Annotated in this window: 12 protein-coding genes; 6 read left to right on the forward strand and 6 right to left on the reverse strand. The window is 73.2% G+C overall.

Features of this window, described 5'->3' with window-relative positions; genetic code table 11:
• Positions 1–10: 10 nt before the first annotated feature.
• From BM385_RS23120 to gabT, 3 genes are all read right to left on the reverse strand, one after another.
• Positions 11–1,576, reverse strand: a complete 1,566-nt coding sequence (locus BM385_RS23120) for a VWA domain-containing protein (protein WP_093844281.1) — start codon at positions 1,574–1,576, stop codon at positions 11–13.
• A 137-nt stretch (positions 1,577–1,713) separates the two neighbouring features.
• Positions 1,714–2,904 carry an AAA family ATPase gene (locus BM385_RS23125; protein WP_019436402.1) on the reverse strand — a complete coding sequence of 397 codons (1,191 nt, stop codon included), beginning with the start codon at positions 2,902–2,904 and terminating at the stop codon, positions 1,714–1,716.
• 251 nt (positions 2,905–3,155) lie between these two features.
• Positions 3,156–4,514: a 4-aminobutyrate--2-oxoglutarate transaminase gene (gabT, locus tag BM385_RS23130; RefSeq protein ID WP_093844253.1), complete on the reverse strand. Its 1,359-nt coding sequence runs from the start codon at positions 4,512–4,514 to the stop codon at positions 3,156–3,158.
• Positions 4,515–4,802: 288 nt separating this feature from the next.
• Here gabT and BM385_RS23135 point away from each other — a divergent pair, with 288 nt between their 5' ends.
• Both BM385_RS23135 and BM385_RS23140 read left to right on the forward strand, forming a co-directional pair.
• Entirely contained in the window at positions 4,803–7,154 is a 2,352-nt protein-coding gene (locus BM385_RS23135; RefSeq protein ID WP_254791713.1) for a type IV secretory system conjugative DNA transfer family protein, read from the forward strand.
• A 590-nt stretch (positions 7,155–7,744) separates the two neighbouring features.
• Complete coding sequence (locus BM385_RS23140) at positions 7,745–9,328, forward strand: PucR family transcriptional regulator (protein ID WP_019436405.1); 1,584 nt, start codon at positions 7,745–7,747, stop codon at positions 9,326–9,328.
• A gap of 127 nt (positions 9,329–9,455) precedes the next feature.
• Here BM385_RS23140 and BM385_RS23145 read toward each other — a convergent pair whose 3' ends face one another.
• Positions 9,456–10,832, reverse strand: a complete 1,377-nt coding sequence (locus BM385_RS23145; RefSeq protein ID WP_093844254.1) for a M14 family metallopeptidase — start codon at positions 10,830–10,832, stop codon at positions 9,456–9,458.
• Between the two features lie 217 nt (positions 10,833–11,049).
• Between BM385_RS23145 and BM385_RS23150 the strand changes: the two genes are divergently transcribed.
• Positions 11,050–12,504, forward strand: coding sequence for an aldehyde dehydrogenase family protein (locus BM385_RS23150; RefSeq protein ID WP_019436407.1), 1,455 nt, complete (start codon positions 11,050–11,052; stop codon positions 12,502–12,504).
• Between the two features lie 33 nt (positions 12,505–12,537).
• Here the strand turns inward: BM385_RS23150 and BM385_RS23155 are convergent, their stop codons facing one another.
• Entirely contained in the window at positions 12,538–13,593 is a 1,056-nt protein-coding gene (locus BM385_RS23155) for a TRM11 family SAM-dependent methyltransferase (RefSeq protein ID WP_093844255.1), read from the reverse strand.
• Between the two features lie 26 nt (positions 13,594–13,619).
• On the reverse strand, positions 13,620–16,544 hold the full coding sequence (locus BM385_RS23160; protein ID WP_093844256.1) for a glycoside hydrolase family 3 C-terminal domain-containing protein: 2,925 nt from the start codon (positions 16,542–16,544) through the stop codon (positions 13,620–13,622).
• A 633-nt stretch (positions 16,545–17,177) separates the two neighbouring features.
• Between BM385_RS23160 and BM385_RS23165 the strand changes: the two genes are divergently transcribed.
• The 3 genes from BM385_RS23165 to BM385_RS23175 all read left to right on the forward strand — a co-directional run bounded on the left by BM385_RS23165 (position 17,178) and on the right by BM385_RS23175 (position 20,694).
• Positions 17,178–18,530, forward strand: coding sequence for an extracellular solute-binding protein (locus BM385_RS23165; protein WP_308277309.1), 1,353 nt, complete (start codon positions 17,178–17,180; stop codon positions 18,528–18,530).
• Between the two features lie 155 nt (positions 18,531–18,685).
• Positions 18,686–19,759: an ABC transporter permease gene (locus tag BM385_RS23170; protein WP_019436411.1), complete on the forward strand. Its 1,074-nt coding sequence runs from the start codon at positions 18,686–18,688 to the stop codon at positions 19,757–19,759.
• On the forward strand, positions 19,756–20,694 hold the full coding sequence (locus tag BM385_RS23175; protein ID WP_019436412.1) for a carbohydrate ABC transporter permease: 939 nt from the start codon (positions 19,756–19,758) through the stop codon (positions 20,692–20,694). The genes BM385_RS23170 and BM385_RS23175 overlap by 4 nt, the downstream gene beginning before the upstream one ends.
• Positions 20,695–20,710: the final 16 nt, after the last annotated feature.

Here is a 20,710-nt window from a genome sequence, read left to right on the forward strand (position 1 = left end):
CGTGGAGGGGTTAGATCACCCGGAAGAGATCGGCGGCGGCGTGCACATCCGTGAAGTCCTCGACGGAGCGCAGGTTGTCGCACAGAGCCTCCAGGACGGAGCCGGCCGCGGCGGCGCGCGGGGCGCCGACGGCCACGCCGAAAACCCGGAAGCCCAGGCGGCGCTTGGCATCGTTCCAGTCCCGCGTCCACCGCTCGGTGACGCCGCACTCGTCGTCGGTGATCATGACGATGTCGCCGCGCATCCGGGAGGCGTCGTCGTACTCGGCCGCCAGCAGATCGGCGGCCACCGTCAGCGGCGCCTGGTAGCTGGTGCCGCCGCCCAGGAAGCTCTCCGCGAAGTCGAGGGTCCGCGCGATGCCGGCGGGTTCGGCGGCGGGGAAGCGGAAGACCTGGATCCGGTCGGCTGCGGAGAACAGGATGCCGACGAAGTCGCGCCCGGCGGCGCGGGCCTGGTCCAGCAGCGCCAGGGCGCACGCCTTGGCCCACGCCTCGCGCGTCACGCCGCCGGGGCCCGCCGCGTACATGGAGTGCGAGGTGTCCACGCAGGCGACGACGGCGCCGCGGCCGGTGTTCTGCTCACCCTGGCTGTCGAAGAGCATCAGTTCCCCGGCGGCGTAGCGGGCGGCGAACACCGCGCGCAGCTCCGGGAGGCCCAGGGAAGCCAGCTCCGAGGGGACGATGCGGGAGAGGTCGTCGCCGAGGGTGACACCGACGAGCTCCCCGGTGGTGTTCTCCACCTTGCGGGCGCGCTCGGCGGCGGCCATCTGCCGGAAGCGGCCGATCAGCTCGGACCACTGCGCCAGCCGTCCGGTGCGCAGCCGCTCCGCCAGCCGGGCCCGCCCGTCGAACGGCATGCGTTCCAGCTCGCCGCCGCTCACGCCCCAGGACCGCATCAGGGCGGCCTCCTCGCGCGCCGCCCGGGCGGCTTTCGCCGCGGCGTTGCCGGCCTCTCCGCGGATCCCCGGGACCGCCGCCGCGAGGGCGCGGGCGGCGGCGTCCGCGGCCTCGGCGGCCCGCTGGGCGGCATCCGCCGCGGCCGGGTCGGGCGCGGCGTCCTCGCCTGCCGCGTCGTCCGGGTCCGGTTCGTCCCCGGGGCTCTCGTGCCTGTCGCCGTCGCCGTCGCCGTCGTCGTCCCGGTCGTGGTCAGCGGCGCCGGGGTCGCCGGCCGTTCCGGCCGCCGCGCGCTCGGCCAGGTCCTGGGCCTCCCGGCCCCGCTCCAGCATCCGGCGCAGCGCGCCGGCCAGGGCGAGGACGGCCATGGCGGCGGCGTACGGATCCCCCACCGTCTCCCGGCGCAGCTCGGTGAACTCCGCCGACTCCACCAGCTCCGTGACGATCCGGTGGTTGACCAGCCGCGTGGCGTCCATCTCGGCAGCCTCCCGCACCCGGGGGCCAGCCTTGTAGGCCGCCAGGAACACATCGGTCAGGAGATCGCCCGCTCCCGCGTGGCGCCCGGTCAGCTCCGCCGCCAGCTCGCGCAATCCCGCCGACTGCGCCCGGGTGTCGCTCCACGTGAAGCGGTCGAACCGGTCCGCCGCCACGGCCGCCGCGGCGCCCCCCGCCCCGGCCGCCACGGCCGCCGCGGCGCCCCCCGCCCCGGCCGCCGCGGCCGCCGCGGTGCCCCCTGTCCCAGTCCCGGCCGTCCCCGCCGCCGCGGTCACCGTGGCGCCCGGCGCCGCCGTGGCCGCGGCGGCGGCCCGCGCCGCGCCGTTCACGGCTGCACCTGCACCGTGCCCGCGTCCACACCGAGCGCCTCGGTCAGCACCCGGGCCCGCACCGCCCGCTGACGTCCGGTGACCCGGTCGATCGTGGCGGTGGAGCGCCCCGCGCTCAGCGCCTCGGCACGAAGCTTCTCCAGCCGCTGCCCGGCCGTGGCCAGCGGTCCGTGCGCCTTCTTGATGACCCATTCGCTCAGCGCCTCGCGGGACTGCCCGGCCATCGCGTCCAGCTGGGCCTCCAACTCCTCGATGGTGTCCGCCAGATCCAGCGCCTCCCGGGCGTCCGGGTTGACCAGATGCAGCACCTCGCGCTCGACGGTGGGGCGTTCGGCGGGGGAGTCCCACAGGACGTGGGTGAGCACCGACAGATCGCTCTCGCCGACCGCCGGCCGGCCGTCCAGGAAGGCGGACGCCTGGAGCAGGCCCACCGCCTGCCGCCAGCGCCGGTCGGAGGCGACGAGCTCCTTGCGGCGCAGCGCCGCCCGCAGCGTGCACACCGCGTCGACGATGGCGTCGGGGAGCGCCACGGCGGGCACGGCCTCGGTCACGGCGTGCTGCAGCGCGCCGAGGGCGACGGTGGTCCTGGCCGCCGGAGCCTGGCGGCCGACGGCGGAGCGGACGAGCGCGGCGAAGTTCGAGGGGTCCGCCAGGTACCCGACCTCGATCCGTACCAGCAGCCGGTCGTAGATCGCCGCCGCGTCCTCGCCGCCGGGCAGTTCGTTGCTCGCCGTGATGGCGCCGATGAGCGGGCAGCGGATCGGGGCGCCGCCGCTCTCCGGGTGGTAGATGCGCTCGTTGAGAAAGCCGAGGGTCTCGTTCAGCGCCGCCGTGGAACATTTGAAGATCTCGTCGATGAACGCGATGTGCGCGGTCGTCGCCCGGCCCTCGTACACCTGGCGGTACTCGCCCCGCGCCAGCGCCGCCACATCGACGGGGCCGAACATCCGGGTCGGTGCGGTGAACTTCGACAGCAGGATCTCCCAGTACGCCGCCCCGTCGATCCGTCCGGTGAGTTCGCGGGCCAGCTCGGACTTGGCCGTTCCCGGCGGGCCCAGCACCAGCGAATGCTGCCCGGCCAGCAGCGTCACCATCAGGGTGCGGATCACATCGGCCCGCTCGTAGAAGCGGTCCGACAGTTCCTCGCCGATCGCCCGCAGCCGGGCGGCCGTGTCCTGCGCGTCCATGTGCGACTCCTTGCCCGCGACACCGTATGGGCTGCCGGGACGGCCTTCCTCCGCCCCCACCCCGCCCCTGCGTCCCCCGTCCCGCGCCGGCCGCGGCCGGCGGCGGTCACGCCGGGCCGCACGTGTTGCCGGCCCGCCGCCCGAGCAAGATAACGCGGCGGCCGGGAGCCCTTCCCAGGCCCCCGGCCGCCGGCCGCCGTTTCCCGCGGCGCGGACGGTCCGTCACCGTCCGCCGCGCACGGCCGGCCGTCTCACGCCTCCGACAGAGCGCCCTCCAGGATGTCCAGACCCTCCGTCAGCAGGTCCTCACCGATCACCAGCGGCGGCAGGAAGCGCAGCACATTGCCGTACGTGCCGGCGGTGAGTACCAGCAGCCCGGCCCGGTGGCAGGCCACCGCCACGGCGGCCGTGGCCTCGGGCGCCGGCTCCTTGGTGCCCGGGTGCACCAGCTCGATCGCCAGCATCGCCCCCCGCCCCCGCACCTCCCCGATCAGCGGGAACCGGTCGGCCAGCGCCCGCAGCCGGGGCTTCATGACCTCCTCGATGCGCCGCGCCCTGGCCGGCAGGTCCAGCTCCCGCATGGTCTCGATCGCGCCGAGCGCCGCCGCGCAGGCGACCGGGTTGCCGCCGTACGTACCGCCGAGGCCGCCGGTGTGCGCGGCGTCCATCAGTTCGGCCCGGCCGGTGACCGCCGCCAGCGGCAGCCCGCCGGCGATGCCCTTGGCGGTGGTGATGAGATCGGGCACCAGGCCCTCGTCCTCGCTGGCGAACCACTGCCCGGTGCGGCAGAACCCGGACTGGATCTCGTCCGCGACGAACACGATGCCGTGCTCCTTGGCGAACTCCGCCATGCGCGGCAGGAAGCCCTTCGCCGGCTCGATGAAGCCGCCCTCGCCCTGGAGCGGTTCGATGAGCATCGCCGCGACGTTCTCCGCGCCGATGTCCTTGGTGATCAGGTCGATGGCCTGCGCGGCGGCCTCCTGCGCGCAGTTCTCGGGGCCGGTCAGCCAGCGGTACGGGTACGCCACCGGCACCCGGTAGATCTCCGGGGCGAACGGCCCGAAGCCGTGCTTGTACGGCATGTTCTTCGCGGTCAGCGCCATGGTGAGATTGGTGCGGCCGTGGTAGCCGTGCTCGAAGACCACGACCGCCTGCCGCCCGGTGGCGTAGCGGGCGATCTTGACCGCGTTCTCCACCGCCTCCGCGCCGGAGTTGAACAGCGCCGACTTCTTCGGGTGGTCGCCCGGGGTGAGCCGCGCCAGTTCCTCGCACACCTCTACGTATCCCTCGTACGGAGTGACCATGGCGCAGGTGTGCGTGAACCTGGTCAGCTGTTCGGTGGTCCGGCGCACCACCGCCTCCGCGCTGTTGCCCACCGAGGTGACCGCGATACCGGAGCCGAAATCGATCAGGGCGTTCCCGTCGACGTCCTCGACGATGCCGCCGCCGGCCCGCTGGACGAACACCGGGAGTACGGTGCCCACGCCGTTGGCCACCGCCGCCTGCTTGCGGGCCAGCAGCTCCCGTGATTTCGGCCCGGGGATCTCGGTGACGACGCGGCGCTCCTGGCGCAGTGCGGGGCCACCGGACAGTTCGGTCAAGCTGCTCATGTGCGCACTCCTCGGTACGAAGGGCTGCTTTCTCGCTCTGCTTGGCAGGCTAGGGCCAGCCGCCGGGCCCGGGCATGCACCGCCACGGAGCAGTTGTGCCCGTCACTTGGCCGCGGTGGACATCGACCTGCCGCAGGGGACAGTACGGGCACGACGCCGCACCGGCCCGGCGCCGGACGGCCGGGCCGGGATCCGTGGTGCGAACGCCGTTCCCGCCGTTCAGCGTGCTCGATTAGATTGATGACGACGCACAGTCAGCCATCGTGCCGGTCAGGGGGCTTGGGAACAATGACGACGGACGGCGAGGTACGGCGCACCCCCGTGGTGCCGCCGCAGCACACCGCCCCGCCGCTGCCCCGGCAGGAGCCCGCCGAACCGCCCGCCCCGCCACTGGTGCGCTGGGCGCGCACCCCGCGGCCCGCTGCGGGCGCGGGGATCTGGCGGCTGGGCCACGTGCCCAAGCCGCCGCAGGACCCCCACCGGCTCGGCGACCGCGAACTCCACGGCACCGCCCTGCTGGCCCTGCTGGCCGGCTGGCTGGTGTGGTCGCTGTACGACAACCGCTATCTGCGGGCCGTCGACTGGCCGCTGGACTGGGCCGGGGCGAGGTCCTGGGGCCCGACCACCGCCGGGATCAGCGTGCTCCACACCTACCAGGTGCTCTTCATCTGCCTGCTGGCGTACGTGTTCGGCCGGCTCGGCCACGCCCCCGAACTGTGGCGGCGGCACCGCCCCACCGCGCTGCGCCTGCTGGGCCTGCCGCCCGGCACCGAGCCGCTGGAGCGGGCCGTGGTACTGCGCGCGACCGCCGCGGCGGTCGCCGGGTACGTGGTGTGGACGCTCAGCTTCCGCGGCGTGTGGACGTTCTGGCTGGAACCGCTGTACGCGCTGGTGCCCGACGCCTGGTGGGAGAACGGCGACACCACGGCGTACACCGTCGCCTACAACGTGCACTACGTGCTGTACGCGCTGCTCCTGGCACTCGCCCTCGGCCTGGCCGGCGGCTGGGGCACGGTCTGGCGCCGCTACCGCCCGGCCTGGCTGGGCGGGCACGGCGCCGGTACGCCGCGCGACCGGGAGCGCGAGCGGCAGGCGGAGTGGAGCGAACTGCGCGAGGCCGGAGCGGCCGGCGCCGCCGACCATCTCGCCGGCGAGATGCGCACCGGCGCCATGAGCGACCTGGACTACGCGCGCATCGAGCACGCCTGGCGCGCGGTACGTGCCCGGCCCACCGCCCTGGAGCAGTTCGAGGCCGCCGTGCTCGGCGACGGCGCCGGGGCGTTCGTCCATCCCTCCGGCCGCCGCGACCTGACGGTGCGCACCGCGCGCCACGACCTGCTCACCCGGCAGGTGTGCATCGGCCGCGCGGTGGACGAGGAACGCAACCCGTACGAGCACCGGGGCGAGGAGATCGCCCTCGACCCCACCGTCCTGGGCACCTCGCTGCTGGCCGTCGGACCGCCGGGCTCGGGGAAGACGGGGCGGGTGATCCGGCCGGTCACCGAGGCGCTGTGCCTGCACGCGCTGACCGGACAGGCCGCCGTCGTCGCGGTCGGCACGGCGCGCAGCGCGCTCGGACCCGACGACGCGTTCGACATCATCGTGCGGATCGGCGACGAGCGGTCCACCCATGTACTGGACCCGTACGGCGGCGCGGCCGACACCGACGAGGCGGCGGCGCTGCTGGCCGAGGCACTGGTCGGCGACACCGAAACCGACCTGCGGACGGCCGCGGCGGTACTGGCCCAGCTCATCGGGCCGTTCCAGGCCGCCTACGGGCACTTCCCCGGCATACCGGAGCTGCGCGCCATGCTGGACGGCGCCCCGGCGCTGCTGGCCACACTGCGCGAGGACCTGGGCCACGCCGGGGCGTGGAGCCAGCAACGGGAACTGGACGCCCGCGCCCGCCAGGCCCAGCGCCCCGACGACCTCGGGCCGCGGCTGGCCGACCAACTGGCGCTGCTGGACCGGGCCGGCTTCTCCCACGGCGAGGCGGCGCGCCGTACCCGGCCGTTCTCGCTCAGCTCGCTGGAACATCCGCTGCGGGTACGTGTCGACCTGCCCGCCACCGGGCACGCGGAGGCCCGCCGGGTGATCACCCGGATGCTGCTGGCCCAGTTCACGGCGGCGGTCGCCGCGCGGCCGGACCGTACGCTGTTCGCCGCCCTGGTGCTGGACGACGCGACCTCGGCCATCACACCCGGCACCGTGCGCGGCCTCACCCAGCTGCGCCCGGCGAACGCGGGCGCCGTGCTCTCGCTGCGGACCCTGGACGACGTGCCCGCCGCGCTGCGCAGCGGACTGCTGGGCGCGGTGGGCTGCCGGATGGCGTTCTCCGGCATCACCACCTGGGACGCCGAGCACTTCGCACGGGCGTGGGGCACGGCCTGGACGGAGGACCGGGACGTCACCAGCACACCCGACCGCAGCGGCGGCGTCGTGCGGCGCTTCACCCGGGGCGTGCGCAAGCTGTTCACGGGGCGGGAGGCGACCACGGAGTCCGTGACCGTGCGCCGGGTGGAGCGGGAGCGCTGGTCGGCGTCGGAGCTGGCGCACCGGGTACCGCCGCGGCACGCGGTGCTGTCGCTGACGACGGTGGCCGGAGAGGCGGGCCCGCCGGTCCTGGTGCGGCTCGGCTGAGCGTCGCCGCCGGGCGGCGGGGCGAGCGAGGAGCCGGCGCGGTGCCGCGGCGGGTGCCTCGCCGCCGCGCGGCGGGAGGTCGGTACGGGCAGCGGCGCGGCGGGGCGCGGGTGCGCGGGGGAGCGCGGCGGGCGTTCGGCGCGTGCGACGTCGGGTGCGTCCGGCGGTGCTCCGGCCCGGTCGCGACACCGTGCCTTCCCACGCGTGGCCCCGGCGGCGCGGCCCTGCCCCGGGTGCGCCACACCGGCGGACGGCCCGGGCGCCGTTGCCGCGGCTCAGGACGTTGCGGCGGCCCCGAAGCGCTGCCGCGGCCCCAGGCAGCGGCGTGGCCCCGAGAACGTACCGGCACCGGGCGGCGCCGCCGTCACCCCGGGCCCCTGCCACCGGCGCCGCCGGGCGGGCGCGGTTCCGTCCCGCGCACCGGGTCACCCGCGCCGGGTCGCGTGGGGGGGCGGCGGGCGCCGCGGTGGTGCGGCGGAGAGCGGTCGGGGATGGCCGAAGGTATCCCCGGCGCATATGACACGCGCTGTACCGTGAAGAACGGCGCGTGACATTCCCCCGGTCATCCAGATGGTCTCCCAAGGTGGTCCATGTACCCGACGCTTTCCTCACTCGTTCAGCACACGGCGCTCAAACTGGGCGTGCTCACGGGGGAGGACCGGCTGGATGTCCCGGTCCGCTGGGCACACGCGAGCGAGCTGGCCGATCCGGTGCCGTACCTCGACGGCGGCGAACTGCTGCTGACCACCGGCCTGAAACTGGACGTCGACGACGCGGCGGCCATGACCGCGTACGTCCGCCGGCTGAGCGCCGCCGGTGTGGTGGGGCTGGGTTTCGGGGTCGGCGTGCATCACCCGGCGGTCACCCCGCAGTTGCTGGCCGCCGTGCGGGAGGCGCGGATGCCGCTGCTCGAGGTACCGCGGCGCACCCCGTTCATCGCGATCGGGAAGTTCGTCTCCGCCGCCATCGCCGCCGAGCAGTACCGCGCGGTGAGCGCCGGGTTCGCGGCGCAGCGGGAGCTGACGCGCGCCGCGCTGGCGCCCGGCGGGCGGCAGGCGCTGCTGGACAAGCTCGCCGCGCAGCTGGACGGCTGGGCGGCGCTGTACGACATGGCGGGCACCGTCACGGCGGTGGCCCCGGCGTGGGCGGCCCGGCGCGCGGCGAGGCTGACGCCGGAGGTGGTCCGGCTGCGCGACCGTCCGGCGCCGGCCAGCGCGGTGTGCCCCTCCGCGCCCGACCCCGCCGCGGACGCCGCGGGCGGCGGTGGGGCGGGGGAGGACCGGGTGGAGTTGCAGTCGGTGGGGTCCGGCCGCCTGCCCCGGGCGGTGCTGGCGGTCGGTACCGCTGCCCCGCCGGGGACCGCCGAGCGCTACGCGGTGCAGTCGGCGGTCGCGGTGCTGACCCTGCTCACCGAGCGGTCCCAGGCGTACCAGGCCGCCGAGACGCGGCTGGGCGGCGCGGTGCTGCGGATGCTGCTCAGCGGCGAGCCCGACCACGCCCGCGCGGTGGCCGGTGATCTGTACGGCGGACTGCTGGACGCGCCGCTGCGGCTGCTGGCCGCCGAGGCGGGCGGGGAGCCGGAGGCGCTGACCGAGCTGGGCGCGGCCGTCGAGGCCGCGGCGGCCCGCGCCGGGGAGGCGGTGCTGGCGCTGGCCGACGGGCAGCAACTGGTCGTGCTGGCGGCGGACGGGGGCGCTGCGGTCGCGGCGGGGGCGGCGTTCGCGCGGGCCGAGCAGGAGGCGGGTACCGGGCCCGCGGTGATCCTCGGGCTGTCGGCGCCCACCGGCCCGGCCACCGTGGACACCGCCTACCAGCAGGCGAGGGCCGCGCTGGTGGTGGCCAGACGGCGCGGCCGGCCGCTGGTGGAGCACGACGACGTGGCGGCCGGTTCCGTGCTGCCGCTGCTGGCGGACGACGCGGTGCGGGCGTTCGCCGAGGGGCGGCTGCGGGCGCTGCGGGCGCACGACGCGCAGGGCCGCGGCGATCTGGTCGCCTCGCTCAAGGCGTGGCTGTCCCGGCACGGTCAGTGGGACGCGGCGGCCGGTGATCTGGGGGTGCACCGGCACACGCTGCGTTACCGGATGCGGCGGGTGGAGGAGATCCTGGACCGCTCGCTGGACGATCCCGATGTCCGGATGGAGCTGTGGCTGGCCCTGAAGGCCACCGGCGCCTGAGCGCCGGGCGGGCGTGGGTCCCGGCCGGTCCCGGCCGCCGCGTCGACGGCCGGGACCCATCAGATCCGGTCAGAAATTGGCGAGTGGATGATCTCTGACAGATCGGTTCTGATCAGTTGATGTTTGTTCAGGAGCAGTACTGGGCTTCCTTGCCGATCGAGCGGTACATGCAGTCGGCGTTCTCCAGCAGGATCAGCACCGCCTCCCGGTTCCGGGCGGTCTCCCGGTCGATCACGCTGCCCGGCGGGTAGAAGCCGCCGCCGCTCGCACTGCGCGGGTACATCTCGAAGGTGTAGGAGAAGATCCCTTCCTCCGCCCACATCCAGTCGCCGATGGAGCCGTCGGTGATGTACAGATCGCTGGACTGCTGCGGCGTGTACCCGTTGCTCGCCGCCATCGCGCGGCCCACCGCCGCGAACGCGTCCCGGTCGTCCGCCGTCAGCCCCGGCGCGGTGTCGGCGTACGTGTAGCCGTACGGCCACAGGATCAGCTCGCCGTACGTGTGGAAGTCGATGTGCGCGGTGATCTGCTGCTCGCCGCCGACCACCCGGCTGCGGACGAAGTCGGCGACCACCCTGGTCTCCGGCCCGGACTCGGGCGCCGCGCCCCGGTACGTCGCGCTGCTCGCGCTGCCCGAGGAGCCACCGCAGCAGCCCCACATGTAGTCCCAGTTGCGGTTCAGGTCGGTGCCGATCGCGCTGGAGCCGGCGTTGGGCTGGCGGTTCTTGCGCCAGGAGCGGAACGCGCCGGACTCGGTGTCGTAGGTCTTGCCGTCCGGGTTGACCGAGGGGATCAGCCAGATCTCCCGGGTGTCCAGCAGCCGGGTGATCCGCGCGTCACTGCCGTACCCGGAGGTCAGCTCCTCCAGGGTGTAGAGGGCCATCTCCACGGTGAGGTGTTCGCGGGCGTGCTGGTTGTGCGTGAACAGGATCTCGGGCTCGTCCTCGTCGACGGCGACATCGGCGCTCACCTTGACGGCGATGATGTCCCGCCCCTCGTGGCTGCGGCCGATGACCTGGCTGCTCACCAGATCGGGGTGCCGGGCGACGGCGGCGTCGACCACCGCCCGCATCGATTCGTAGGTGTGATAGTCGGACGGTGCGGCGGCCTGGACATCGCCGCTGCCGGCCGCGGCGGCCGGCAGCGGGGCCAGTTCGTAGCCGAGCGCGCGCAGCCGCTCCGCCTCGGCGGCGTCGGCGCTGATCAGCACCGAACCGTGCAGCACTTCGTCGATGGCGGTGCCGGTGGCGGCCAGCGCGCTGCGCTCCGGTGCGCCGCGCACCCCGGTCACCTCGTACTGCCGGATGCCGGTGTCGGGGGCGGCGGACGCCGGGCCGCCCGCCGCGTCCGGCGGGCCGGGCACGGCGGTCGCCTGGGTGCCGAGGGTGAGGGCCAGGGCCAGGGACAGTACGGCGGCGCCGGCGGCGCCGTACCTGCGGGTCCGCCGGGTACGGCGGGCGGTGCGTGATGCCGGTGATGCCTGTGGTGCACGCGATGTGCGCATCGCAGCTCCTGGGTTCTCCAGTGCGACGGGTGGGGGCGGCGCCATGCTCGCGAACCTGGCATGCTCCGGTCAATGGCGCCTCTCGGATCCCACCCTTCCGGCGCGTAAGAATGGAAACGGCCACCGCTACGCGCCGTACAAGTAAGCAGGCGTGTCCGACCCCCTACCGTGGGCCCGGACACACCATTCCACCCCTTTCGGAAGGGCGGGACCCGCGATGACGACAGCGACTGCCACCCAGGCGTTCTGGCTGGCCGGGAAGCAGGCGACCGGCTCGGACACCCTGGACGTCACCTCCCCCTGGGACGGCCGGCACCTGGCGACGGTGAGCGTGCCCACGCACGAACAGACCCAGGCCGCCGTGGCCGCCGCCGCGGCGGCGGCCAAACCGTTCGCCGCCACCCCCGCGCACGTACGCGCCGCCGCCCTCGACCACGTCGGCGCCCGCCTCGCCGAGCGCGCCGAGGAGATCGCCCGCCTCATCAGCGCCGAGAACGGCAAGCCCATCAAGTGGGCCAGGACCGAAGTCGCCCGCTGCCGCTCCGTCTTCCGCTGGGCCGCCGACGAAGCCCGCCGCTTCAACGGCGGCACCGCCCAGCGCCTGGACGCCGACGCCGGCGGCGAGGGCCGGCTCGCGCTCACCCGCCGCATCCCCTACGGCCCGGTGCTCGGCATCGCGCCCTTCAACTTCCCGCTCAACCTCTGCGCCCACAAGGTCGCCCCCGCCATCGCCGCCGGCGCCCCGATCATCCTCAAGCCGGCCCCCGCCACCCCGCTCTCCGCCCTGCTGCTCGGCGAACTGCTGGCCGAGACCGAACTGCCCACCGGCTCCTGGAGCGTCCTGCCGGTGCCCAACGACGCCATGCCCGACCTGGTGCGCGACGAGCGGCTGCCGATCATCTCCTTCACCGGCTCCGCACCGGTGGGCTGGTCCATCCGCGACTCCGTGCCCCGCAAGCGCGTCACCCTCGAACTCGGCGGCAACGGCGCCGCCATCGTGCTCGGCGACTACTCCACCGACGCCGACCTCGACTGGGCCGCCCAGCGCATCGCCACCTTCTCCAACTACCAGGGCGGCCAGTCCTGCATCTCCGTGCAGCGCGTCATCGTCGACGCCGCGCTCCACGACCGGCTGCTCCCCAGGCTGATCGCCGCCGTGGAGAACCTGGTCACCGGCGACCCCGCCGACGACGCCACCGACGTCGGTCCCCTGGTCAGCGAGGACGCCGCCCGCCGCGTGGAGACCTGGGTGAACGAGGCGCGCGACGCCGGCGCCACCGTCCTCACCGGCGGCACCCGCGACGGCGCCGCCTACGCCCCCACCGTCCTCGCCGACGTTCCCACCGACGCCCTCGTCAGCCACGAGGAGATCTTCGGCCCCGTCATGACCATCACCACCGTCGACGGCGAGGACGCCGCCTACGCCGCCGCCAACGACTCCCGCTACGGGCTCCAGGCCGGTCTGTTCACCCACGACCTGCAGGCCGCCTTCCGCGCCCACCGCGCGCTGGAGGTCGGCGGCGTGATCGTCGGCGACGTCCCCTCCTACCGCGCCGACCAGATGCCCTACGGCGGCGTCAAGGACTCCGGCGTCGGCCGCGAGGGCGTGCGGTACGCCATGGAGGACTACACCTACGAGCGGGTCATGGTCCTCACCGGCCTCGACCTGTAGGGCATCGGCCGCAGGGATCCCGGCGCAGGGTGCTCAGGCCGTCTTCCGGGCCACGATCAGATCCCGGACGATGGCCTGATCCACCCGGTGCCCGAAGCCCAGATAGGGCTCCTCCTCCCGCACCTCGAACCCCGCCCCCGCCAGTACGCCGGCCAGCTCCGCGCGGGAGGCGCCGTAGGTGTTCCACGAGATGCCGATGGCGCCGCCCGTGCGCAGCAGCCGCGCCCACACCGGCACCGCCTCGGTCAGCAGCGGCAGCGGCGAGCGGGTCAGCCCGCCGCCCTCGCCACGGGTGCGGCTGCCGTACCGCACCCCGTACGGCGCGTCCGTCACGATCAGATCGAACGAACCCGGCTTGAAGAACTGATCGCTCGCCACCGTGTCCGCCTGCACCACGGTCAGCCCGATCGACTGCCCCTTCTTGTACAGCTCCTTGCTCTCGCCGACCTCCACGGTCAGCCGCCGCCCCAGCGTCCGCTTGTCGCGGCGCACCGGGCCGCTCTCCGCGCGGTGCTTGAGCCGGCCCGCCTTCAGCCAGTGCCGCAGGAAGTTCTCGTACGCCTCGACGCTGCGCGCGTCATGCTCCACGCCCGCGCAGTCGAGCCCGTACATCAGCGCCTGGTTGAGCGTCGTGCCGCGCCCGCACAGCGGGTCCAGCACCCGCAGCCCGCCGCTCAGCAGCCGCTGCGGGGCGTCGCAGGCCATCGCCGTGACATTCAGCAGCAGCTTGGTGAAGTCCTCGTTCGTCTTCCCCGGGTACTTCTGGATGGTGAGCAGGTCACTGGGGAACTTGTCCAGCCGCGCCACCGGCACCGGGCGCAGCGACGGCGCGCCCGGCTCGCCCTCGATCAGGAACAGCGCGTACAGCGAGGACAGGTTCGCCACCTGCCGCAGCTGCTCGCCGGTCAGCTCCGGCGCGCGGAACGTCACGTACGGCACGCCGCCCAGCTCCGCGGCGCCCACCTCCCGCACCGCGCCGCCGAGCACCGCCTCGCTGAGCACCAGCAGCTCCGCGCGGGCGAGCTCGGCGGCACCGGCCGCGTACAGACGGTTGTGGGAGGGCAGCAGAAGAAAGCCGTACGTGTTCATCGCGCCGGAGTCTAGCCGCCGCGGCGTCAGCCGAATTCCAGCCGGTCCACCCGCACTCCGCCGCCCACCGTCAGCTCCAGGTCGGCCACCCCGGTCAGCGGCTCCGGGAACGCGCCGCGCACCGTCGTGTACGCGTACCGGTCGCCCGTCGAGGGCACCGTCAGCGTCAGCGACGCCGCACCGCCGGCCCCGGGGACGCGCAGCGTCAGCGTGCCCTCGCCCGGCTCCTCGCGCGCCACCCGCACCGTCACGGCGGCGGTACCCGCGGCCGTACCGGCATCGGCGCCCGCGCCGTCAGCCGCGCCGGCGGCCCCGCCGAAGTCGCAGCGCCGGAACAGCAGCCGGCCCGCACCGTCCGGCGCGGCGGCCGTCACCACGTCCCCGGCCTCCCGGGACAGATCGGCCAGCGCCGCACCGGACGCCTCGTCGAAGCCCGCCGCCGCGAGCCCCGCCGTCCGCACCGGGCGCGGCGGCACCGGCTCGCCGTCCACCGTCAGATGGGTCCGCTCCCGGATGTCCCGGCTGGAGGCGCCGAAGTGCAGCTCGTAGCCGCCCGGCTCGACCGTCCACCGTTCGTGCGCCACGTCCCAGAAGCCCAGCGCCTCCGCCAGCGGCACCTCGAACGTCAGCCGCCGCGCCTCGCCCGGGGCCAGCGTGACCCGGCGGTGGGCGATCAGCGCCCGGTGCGGGCGCGGCACGCTCGGCGCGGTCGCCACCGCGTACAGCTGCACCACCTCGTCGCCGGGCACCGTGCCGAGATTGCGCACCGCGACCTCGGCGGTCAGGGTCACCCCGTCGTGCCGCACCGACGCCTCCGCGTATCCGAAGGAGGTGTACGACAGACCGTGGCCGAACGGGTAGAGCGGCGTGCCGTCGTAGTACAGATAGGTCGCGCGCGAACCGATCAGGTCGTAGTCCAGCAGGTCGGGCAGTTCGGCGTCGGCCGCGTACCACGTCTGCGGCAGCCGCCCGGCGGGGGACACCTCGCCCAGCAGCACCCGCGCCAGCGCGGTGCCCGCCGCCTGCCCGCCGTGCGCCGTCCACAGCAGCGCGGGGAGGGCGGCGTCCGCGGTGTCCACGGCGTACGGGTAGGACGAGGAGATCACCAGCACCGTGCGCTCGTTGGCGGCGTGCGCGGCGCGCCACAGCGCCTCCTGCTGCGGCGGCAGCTCCAGCGAGGGACGGTCCTCGGTCTCCCGGCCGTTCAGATGCGGGTCGTTGCCCGCCACCACGACCACCACGTCCGCGTCCGCCGCCGCCCGGGCCACCTCGTCCGTGCCCCGGCGCACCGTCTCCACCGTGAACACCGCGCCGTCACCGGCGTCCTCGGCCACGCTCAGCCCGGCCTCCGTCACCGCCACCAGCCGCCCGGTGCCCCGGTGCCGCAGTCCCTGACCGTCGCCGTGCGGCTCCAGCGTGAACGCCTCCTGGATCACCCAGCCACCGGGCTGCGCCGCGGAGGCCCGCAGCAGCCCGTCCTCGGCGACCGACACGTACAGGCCGTCCGGGGCGCGCAGCGTCAGCACGCCCTCGCCCCAGTCGATCAGATCCAGTACGGACGCCAGGTCCTGGTCCGCCGTCACCGTCAGCGGTGCCAGGTCGGTGCGCCCGGCGATCAGCGCCGGGTCCAGCGCCCCCGCCGCCGCGCGGTCCCCGACCTCCACCGCCGGGTCGGCGGCCGGCACCCGCACCCAGTCGCCGGCGGCCGTCCGCAGCCGGATGCCGTCGGTGCCCTCCGCGTAGGTCACCGAGCCCACGCCGGGGTGCTCCCGTAGCCCGGCCAGCGGGCTGACCGCGCGCAGCAGGCTGCCGCTGTACCAGTCGAGCTTGACCTCGTCCGCCAGGAGGCCGACCACCGCGACGCGCAGCCCGGGGGACAGCGGCAGCAGGCCGTCGTTCTTCAGCAGCACCACCGCCTGCTCGGCGGCCTCCTGCGCGAGGGCGCGGTGCTCGGGGGTGTCGAACGCGGCCTCCGCCGGGAACGGGTCGAGCTCCGGGTCGAAGTCCCCCAGCCGGAACCGCATGTCCAGCAGGTGGCCCACCGCGGCGTCCACGTCGTCCTGGGTGATCAGCCCGCGCTCCAGGGCGGCGGTCAGCCGGGCCACCGACGGCTCGGAGTCCTCGCCGTGGTCGGTGAAGCTGTCCACCCCGGCGCGCAGCGCGGCGGCCAGGCCCTCCTCGTGGCTGGGGTAGTACGCCTCGGAGCCGGCGATGTTGCTGGGCGCCCCGGCGTCCGAGCACACCACCAGCGGCTGCTCGCTCCAGGTGCGCAGGTGCTCGGCGAGCAGCGGCGAGAGGTGGTTGGGACGCCCGTTGACCAGGTTGTACGCGGGCATCACGCCGGCCACCGAGCCGGCCCGCACCGGGCCGCGGAAGGCGGGCAGTTCGTACTCGTGCAGCACCCGGGCGCGCAGCGAGGTGGACGCGGTGTCCCGGTCCCGCTCGTGGTTGTGCGCCAGCCAGTGCTTGAGCACCGGCGCGGTCCGCCAGTACACCGGGTGCTCGCCGCGCAGGCCCCGGGTGTACGCCACGGCGATCGCCGAGGTCAGCTGCGGGTCCTCCGCGTACCCCTCCTCGTTGCGGCCCCACAGCGGGTGGCGCAGCAGATTGACGGTGGGCGACCAGACGTTGAGACCGACCCTGGGGTCACCCGCGCGCATGGCGCGCACCTCGCGGCCCACCGCCTCACCGATCCGCCGCACCAGCTCCGGGTTCCACGTGGCACCGAGCCCGACCGCCTGCGGGAAGACCGTCGCCGGTCCCATCCAGGCGACGCCGTGCAGCGCCTCCTGGCCGGTGCGGAAGGCGGGGACGCCCAGCCGCTCGACGGCGGGGGCGTACTGATGGAGCATCGCGAGCCGCTCGGCCGGGGTCAGCCGGCCCAGCAGATCGGTGACCCGTTCGGCGACGCTCAGCTGCGGGTTGCGGAAAGCCGGCTGATGGGCAGTCACAGGAGATTCCCTCGGGGACGGCGGTTTCGGAGCGGCTCCGGGGCCGATACGGTATCGCCGTAACGGGCGGCTCGACCACGTTCGAAGCGCTTCGATGCTGTGTTTCCGACACGTCTCCTGTCAAGACACGGCTTGGCAACGGCTCGTGAACTCCAAGAAGATACCGGGTCCTCGGCCCGTCGAAATACCGTCGAACTTTCTGCGTACCGGGGCTTGTGCCTCCGCGCGGCGGGGTCTTAATGTCGGCGCCACATCGAAGCGCTTCGACCACCTCGCACAACGGTCGTGTGATGGCACAGAGCCACGAAGGGTTGACGAATGCCGAACTCAAGCTCCGCCCCGAGCCGGAGAAAGTTCCTCGCTTCCACGGCGGTAGCCGCGGCAGCGACGGTGGGAGGCGTGCCGCTGCTGGCGGCGTGCGGCTCCGGCGAAAGCGGCGGCGGAGGTGAGGGCAGGTCCACCGAGGAGGACCTGAAGAGCATACTTCCGACATATCGACAGTCGGACACGGCGATTGATCCGGACATCCCGAGCGAAAATGGCTCCAGCCCGGGATACACCACCTTTATCCCGACCGCCGAACTCGGAGTTTCCGTTCCCACTCCCAAGGGGAACGGCGGGACATTCACCGCCATGACCCCGCTGTGGGGCACTCCGCCCAGGGCGGGTAACGAGTACTGGACGGCGATGGACGAGGCCATCGGCGTCAAAATGAACTGGCAGACCCAGGACGGCAACACCTACGGGGAAAAGCTCGGCGCCGTGCTCGCCGGCAACGACATCCCCGACCTGGTGTGTGTTCCCAGCTGGGAACTGGGCGGCCAGATCCCGCAGGCCATCTCCAGCCGGTTCGCGGACCTGGGCGAATACCTCTCCGGGGACAAGGTCCTCGACTACCCCAACCTCGCCGCCATCCCGACCGCCGCCTGGCAGGCCTCGGTCTTCGGCGGCGCGCTGCGCGGACTGCCGATGCCGGGCGCGCCCATCGGCGGCGTGATCCCCTACTACCGGCAGGACGTCTTCGAGGAGAACGGCTGGTCCCCGCCGACCGACCCGCAGGAGTTCATCGACTTCGCCAAGGACGTCACCTCGGCAAAGAACCGGGTGTGGGCCTGCGAGGACATGAAGTGGTCCTCCTTCGTCATCCACGGGGTGCTGCCGGAGAAGCCCAACTACTTCGCCATGGTCGACGGCAAGCTCGTCAACCGCTACGAGACCGACGCCTTCCTCGAAGCCCTGGAGTGGACCCGCAAGCTGTACGACGCGGGCGTCGTCCACCCCGACGCCGTCGCCGTGCAGGGCGACAGCAAGAACCGCTTCACCGCCGGCGAGTCCCTGATGTTCAACGACGGTGACGGCACCTGGCACAACCTGGTCGCCGAGCAGCAGGCCGCCAACTCCGACTTCCGGATGAACGCCTTCGACTTCTTCGGTGCCGACGGCGACCCGGTGCTGTGGCGGGCCAACGGCGCCAACATCTGGACGTTCGTCAACAAGACACTGAGCCCGGACCGCATCCGCGAGGCCCTGGAGATCGCCAACTTCTGCGCCGCGCCGTACGGCACCATCGAGCAGCGCATGCGCGGCTACGGCGTCGAGGACGTGCACTACACCATCGAGAACGGTGTGCAGGTGCGCACCCCGCTGGGCGAGGAGCAGGTCGCGCCCGAGACCTACGTCTTCATCTGCTCCCCGGGGTCGTTCGTCGCCTACCCCGACACCCCCCAGATGGTGGAGGACCTGACCAACTGGCAGAAGCGGATGCTGCCCTTCGCCCAGGAGCCGCTGTTCTTCGGCCGCCAGGTGCAGGAGCCGGATCGTTTCGCCAACCTGGCCGACCGTTTCGAGGCCCTGGAGGACGACGTTGTCCGAGGCAACCAGTCCATCAGCGACATGCAGGACGCCGTCGCCGAGTGGCGGCGCAACGGCGGCGACCAGCTCCGCGACTGGTACCAGGAACTGCTGGACAGCGAGGCGTCGGCCTGAGCCGGCGGACCTGCCCCTCGCCACCCCGGAACCACCTTCCGCACCACCTTCACAGTCCCTGACCCGACGACCACTCCCAACCACATAAGCAGGCGGCCACCCGGCCGGGCGCGTCATGCCCGGCCGGGCCGGTCGCGTGAAACAAGGAGAATGCCGTGTCACAGAGCACGGTCCCGCGATCCCCCAAGCGGGAGGGCGGCGGCGGACCAGCGTCCCCGCCTCCGAAGCACCGAAAGCCCGGCGCCCTGCGCGCCGGCGGTCCCCGCCGCGACGGACCGCCGCGGGCCCGCGGCGGCACCGAGGCATGGCGGCACCGGCTGCGCCGCGACTATCCGCTGATCCTGATGACGCTGCCGGTCATCGGCCTGCTGGTGGTCTTCGCGTACATCCCCATCGCCGGCAACGTGATCGCCTTCCAGTTCTTCAGCCCGTACGCCGGCGACGGCTTCTTCCAGTCCATGGCGAACAGCGCCTGGGTCGGCTTCGAGCACTTCCAGACGATGGTGAATGACCGCTACTTCTGGGACGCGGTCGAGAACACCCTCGTCTTCTCCATGCTCCAGCTGCTGTTCTACTTCCCGGTCCCCATCGCGCTGGCGCTCCTGATCAACAGCATCCTGCACAACAAGGTGCGGGCCTGGGCCCAGGCGGTGCTGTACCTGCCGCACTTCTTCTCCTGGGTGCTGGTGATCACCGTCTTCCAGCAGATCTTCGGCGGCGCCGGACTGATCGCCCAGGTCATGCGGGACAACGGCTGGGGCGACGGCTTCGACCTGATGACCGACCCGGGCTTCTTCAAGTGGCTGATCACCTTCCAGGTGATCTGGAAGGACGCCGGCTGGGGCATCATCGTCTTCCTGGCGGCGCTGTCCATGGTCAACCAGGAGCTGTACGAGTCCGCCGCCGTCGACGGCGCGAACCGCTGGCGCCGCATCTGGCACATCACCCTCCCCGCGCTGCGGCCGGTGATCGCGCTGCTGCTGGTCCTCCAGGTCGGCAACATGCTCACGGTGGGGATGGAACAGTTCCTCATCCAGCGCACGGCGGTCGGCGTCGGTGCCTCCGAAGTCCTCGACACCTATGTGTGGGACCGGGGCATCGCCAACCATCAGTTCAGCTACGCGGCGGCCGTCGGCATCGTCAAGGGGATCTTCTCCCTGGTGCTGGTCCTGGCAGCCAACCGGGTCGCCCACGCGATGGGCGAGCAGGGGGTGTACAAGAAGCAATGAGTGACGCCAGTGTTCTCGTCGACGACGACGAAGAGACCAAGGGGAAGCGCACCAGGCCGTCATGGGAGGAGCCGCCGACTCAGATCGGCCTGGCGGCCAAGGGCGTCATCCTCGCCATCGCCCTGCTCGCCATCCTGTTCCCCCTGTGGATCGTGGTCGCCACCAGCCTGTCCGATGCAGAAACGATTTCCCGCACCGGTGGTCTGGTAATCATCCCGGACGGCATCAGCCTGGACGCGTACCGTGAACTGCTCAGCGGCGGCCAGGTGGCCAACGCCATGTGGATCTCGGTGTGCATCACGGTCATCGGCACGCTGTTCTCCATGACCACCTCGGTGCTCGCGGCGTACGGCCTCTCCCGGATGAACTCGCTGTGGCACCGGCCGCTGCTGATGACCCTGCTGCTGACGATGTTCTTCGGCGGCGCCGGGCTCATCCCCTCGTACCTGCTCATCCAGACCCTGGGCCTGATGAACAGCTACGCGGCGATCATCCTGCCGATGGCGGTCAACGTCTTCAACATCCTGGTGCTGCGCGCGTTCTTCATGAACATCGGCACCGAACTGATCGACAGCGCCCGCATCGACGGGGCCGGCGAGTTCCGCATCCTGTGGCAGATCGTGCTGCCGCTGTCGCGCGCCGTCCTGGCCGTGATCGCGCTGTTCTACGCGGTCGGGTACTGGGGCAACTACTTCGCCGCGTTCATCTACATCACCGAGCAGGACAAGCTGCCGCTGCAGAATGTCCTCCAGCAGATCGTGGTCCGCGGGGAGCGTCCCATGGGCATGTCGGCGGCCATCGGCACCGGCCAGATCCCGAGCATCGCGGTGCAGACCGCCGTCATGGTGCTGGCGCTGATCCCGGTCGCGGTGCTGTCCCCGTTCGTTCAGAAGCACTTCAAGAAGGGCATGCTCATCGGCGCCGTCAAGGGCTGAGCCCGAGGCACGGCGA

It is taken from the genome of Streptomyces harbinensis, assembly GCF_900116145.1.
Classification (GTDB): domain Bacteria; phylum Actinomycetota; class Actinomycetes; order Streptomycetales; family Streptomycetaceae; genus Streptomyces; species Streptomyces carpaticus.

Excerpts from the sequence above, each read along its gene's own strand:
- BM385_RS23125 (WP_019436402.1), bottom strand. The coding sequence starts at position 2,904 with ATGGACGCGCAGGACACGGCCGCCCGGCTGCGGGCGATCGGCGAGGAA.
- gabT (WP_093844253.1), bottom strand. The coding sequence starts at position 4,514 with ATGAGCAGCTTGACCGAACTGTCCGGTGGCCCCGCACTGCGCCAGGAG.
- BM385_RS23135 (WP_254791713.1), top strand. The coding sequence starts at position 4,803 with ATGACGACGGACGGCGAGGTACGGCGCACCCCCGTGGTGCCGCCGCAG.
- BM385_RS23140 (WP_019436405.1), top strand. The coding sequence starts at position 7,745 with ATGTACCCGACGCTTTCCTCACTCGTTCAGCACACGGCGCTCAAACTG.
- BM385_RS23145 (WP_093844254.1), bottom strand. The coding sequence starts at position 10,832 with ATGCGCACATCGCGTGCACCACAGGCATCACCGGCATCACGCACCGCC.
- BM385_RS23150 (WP_019436407.1), top strand. The coding sequence starts at position 11,050 with ATGACGACAGCGACTGCCACCCAGGCGTTCTGGCTGGCCGGGAAGCAG.
- BM385_RS23155 (WP_093844255.1), bottom strand. The coding sequence starts at position 13,593 with ATGAACACGTACGGCTTTCTTCTGCTGCCCTCCCACAACCGTCTGTAC.
- BM385_RS23165 (WP_308277309.1), top strand. The coding sequence starts at position 17,178 with ATGACCCCGCTGTGGGGCACTCCGCCCAGGGCGGGTAACGAGTACTGG.
- BM385_RS23175 (WP_019436412.1), top strand. The coding sequence starts at position 19,756 with ATGAGTGACGCCAGTGTTCTCGTCGACGACGACGAAGAGACCAAGGGG.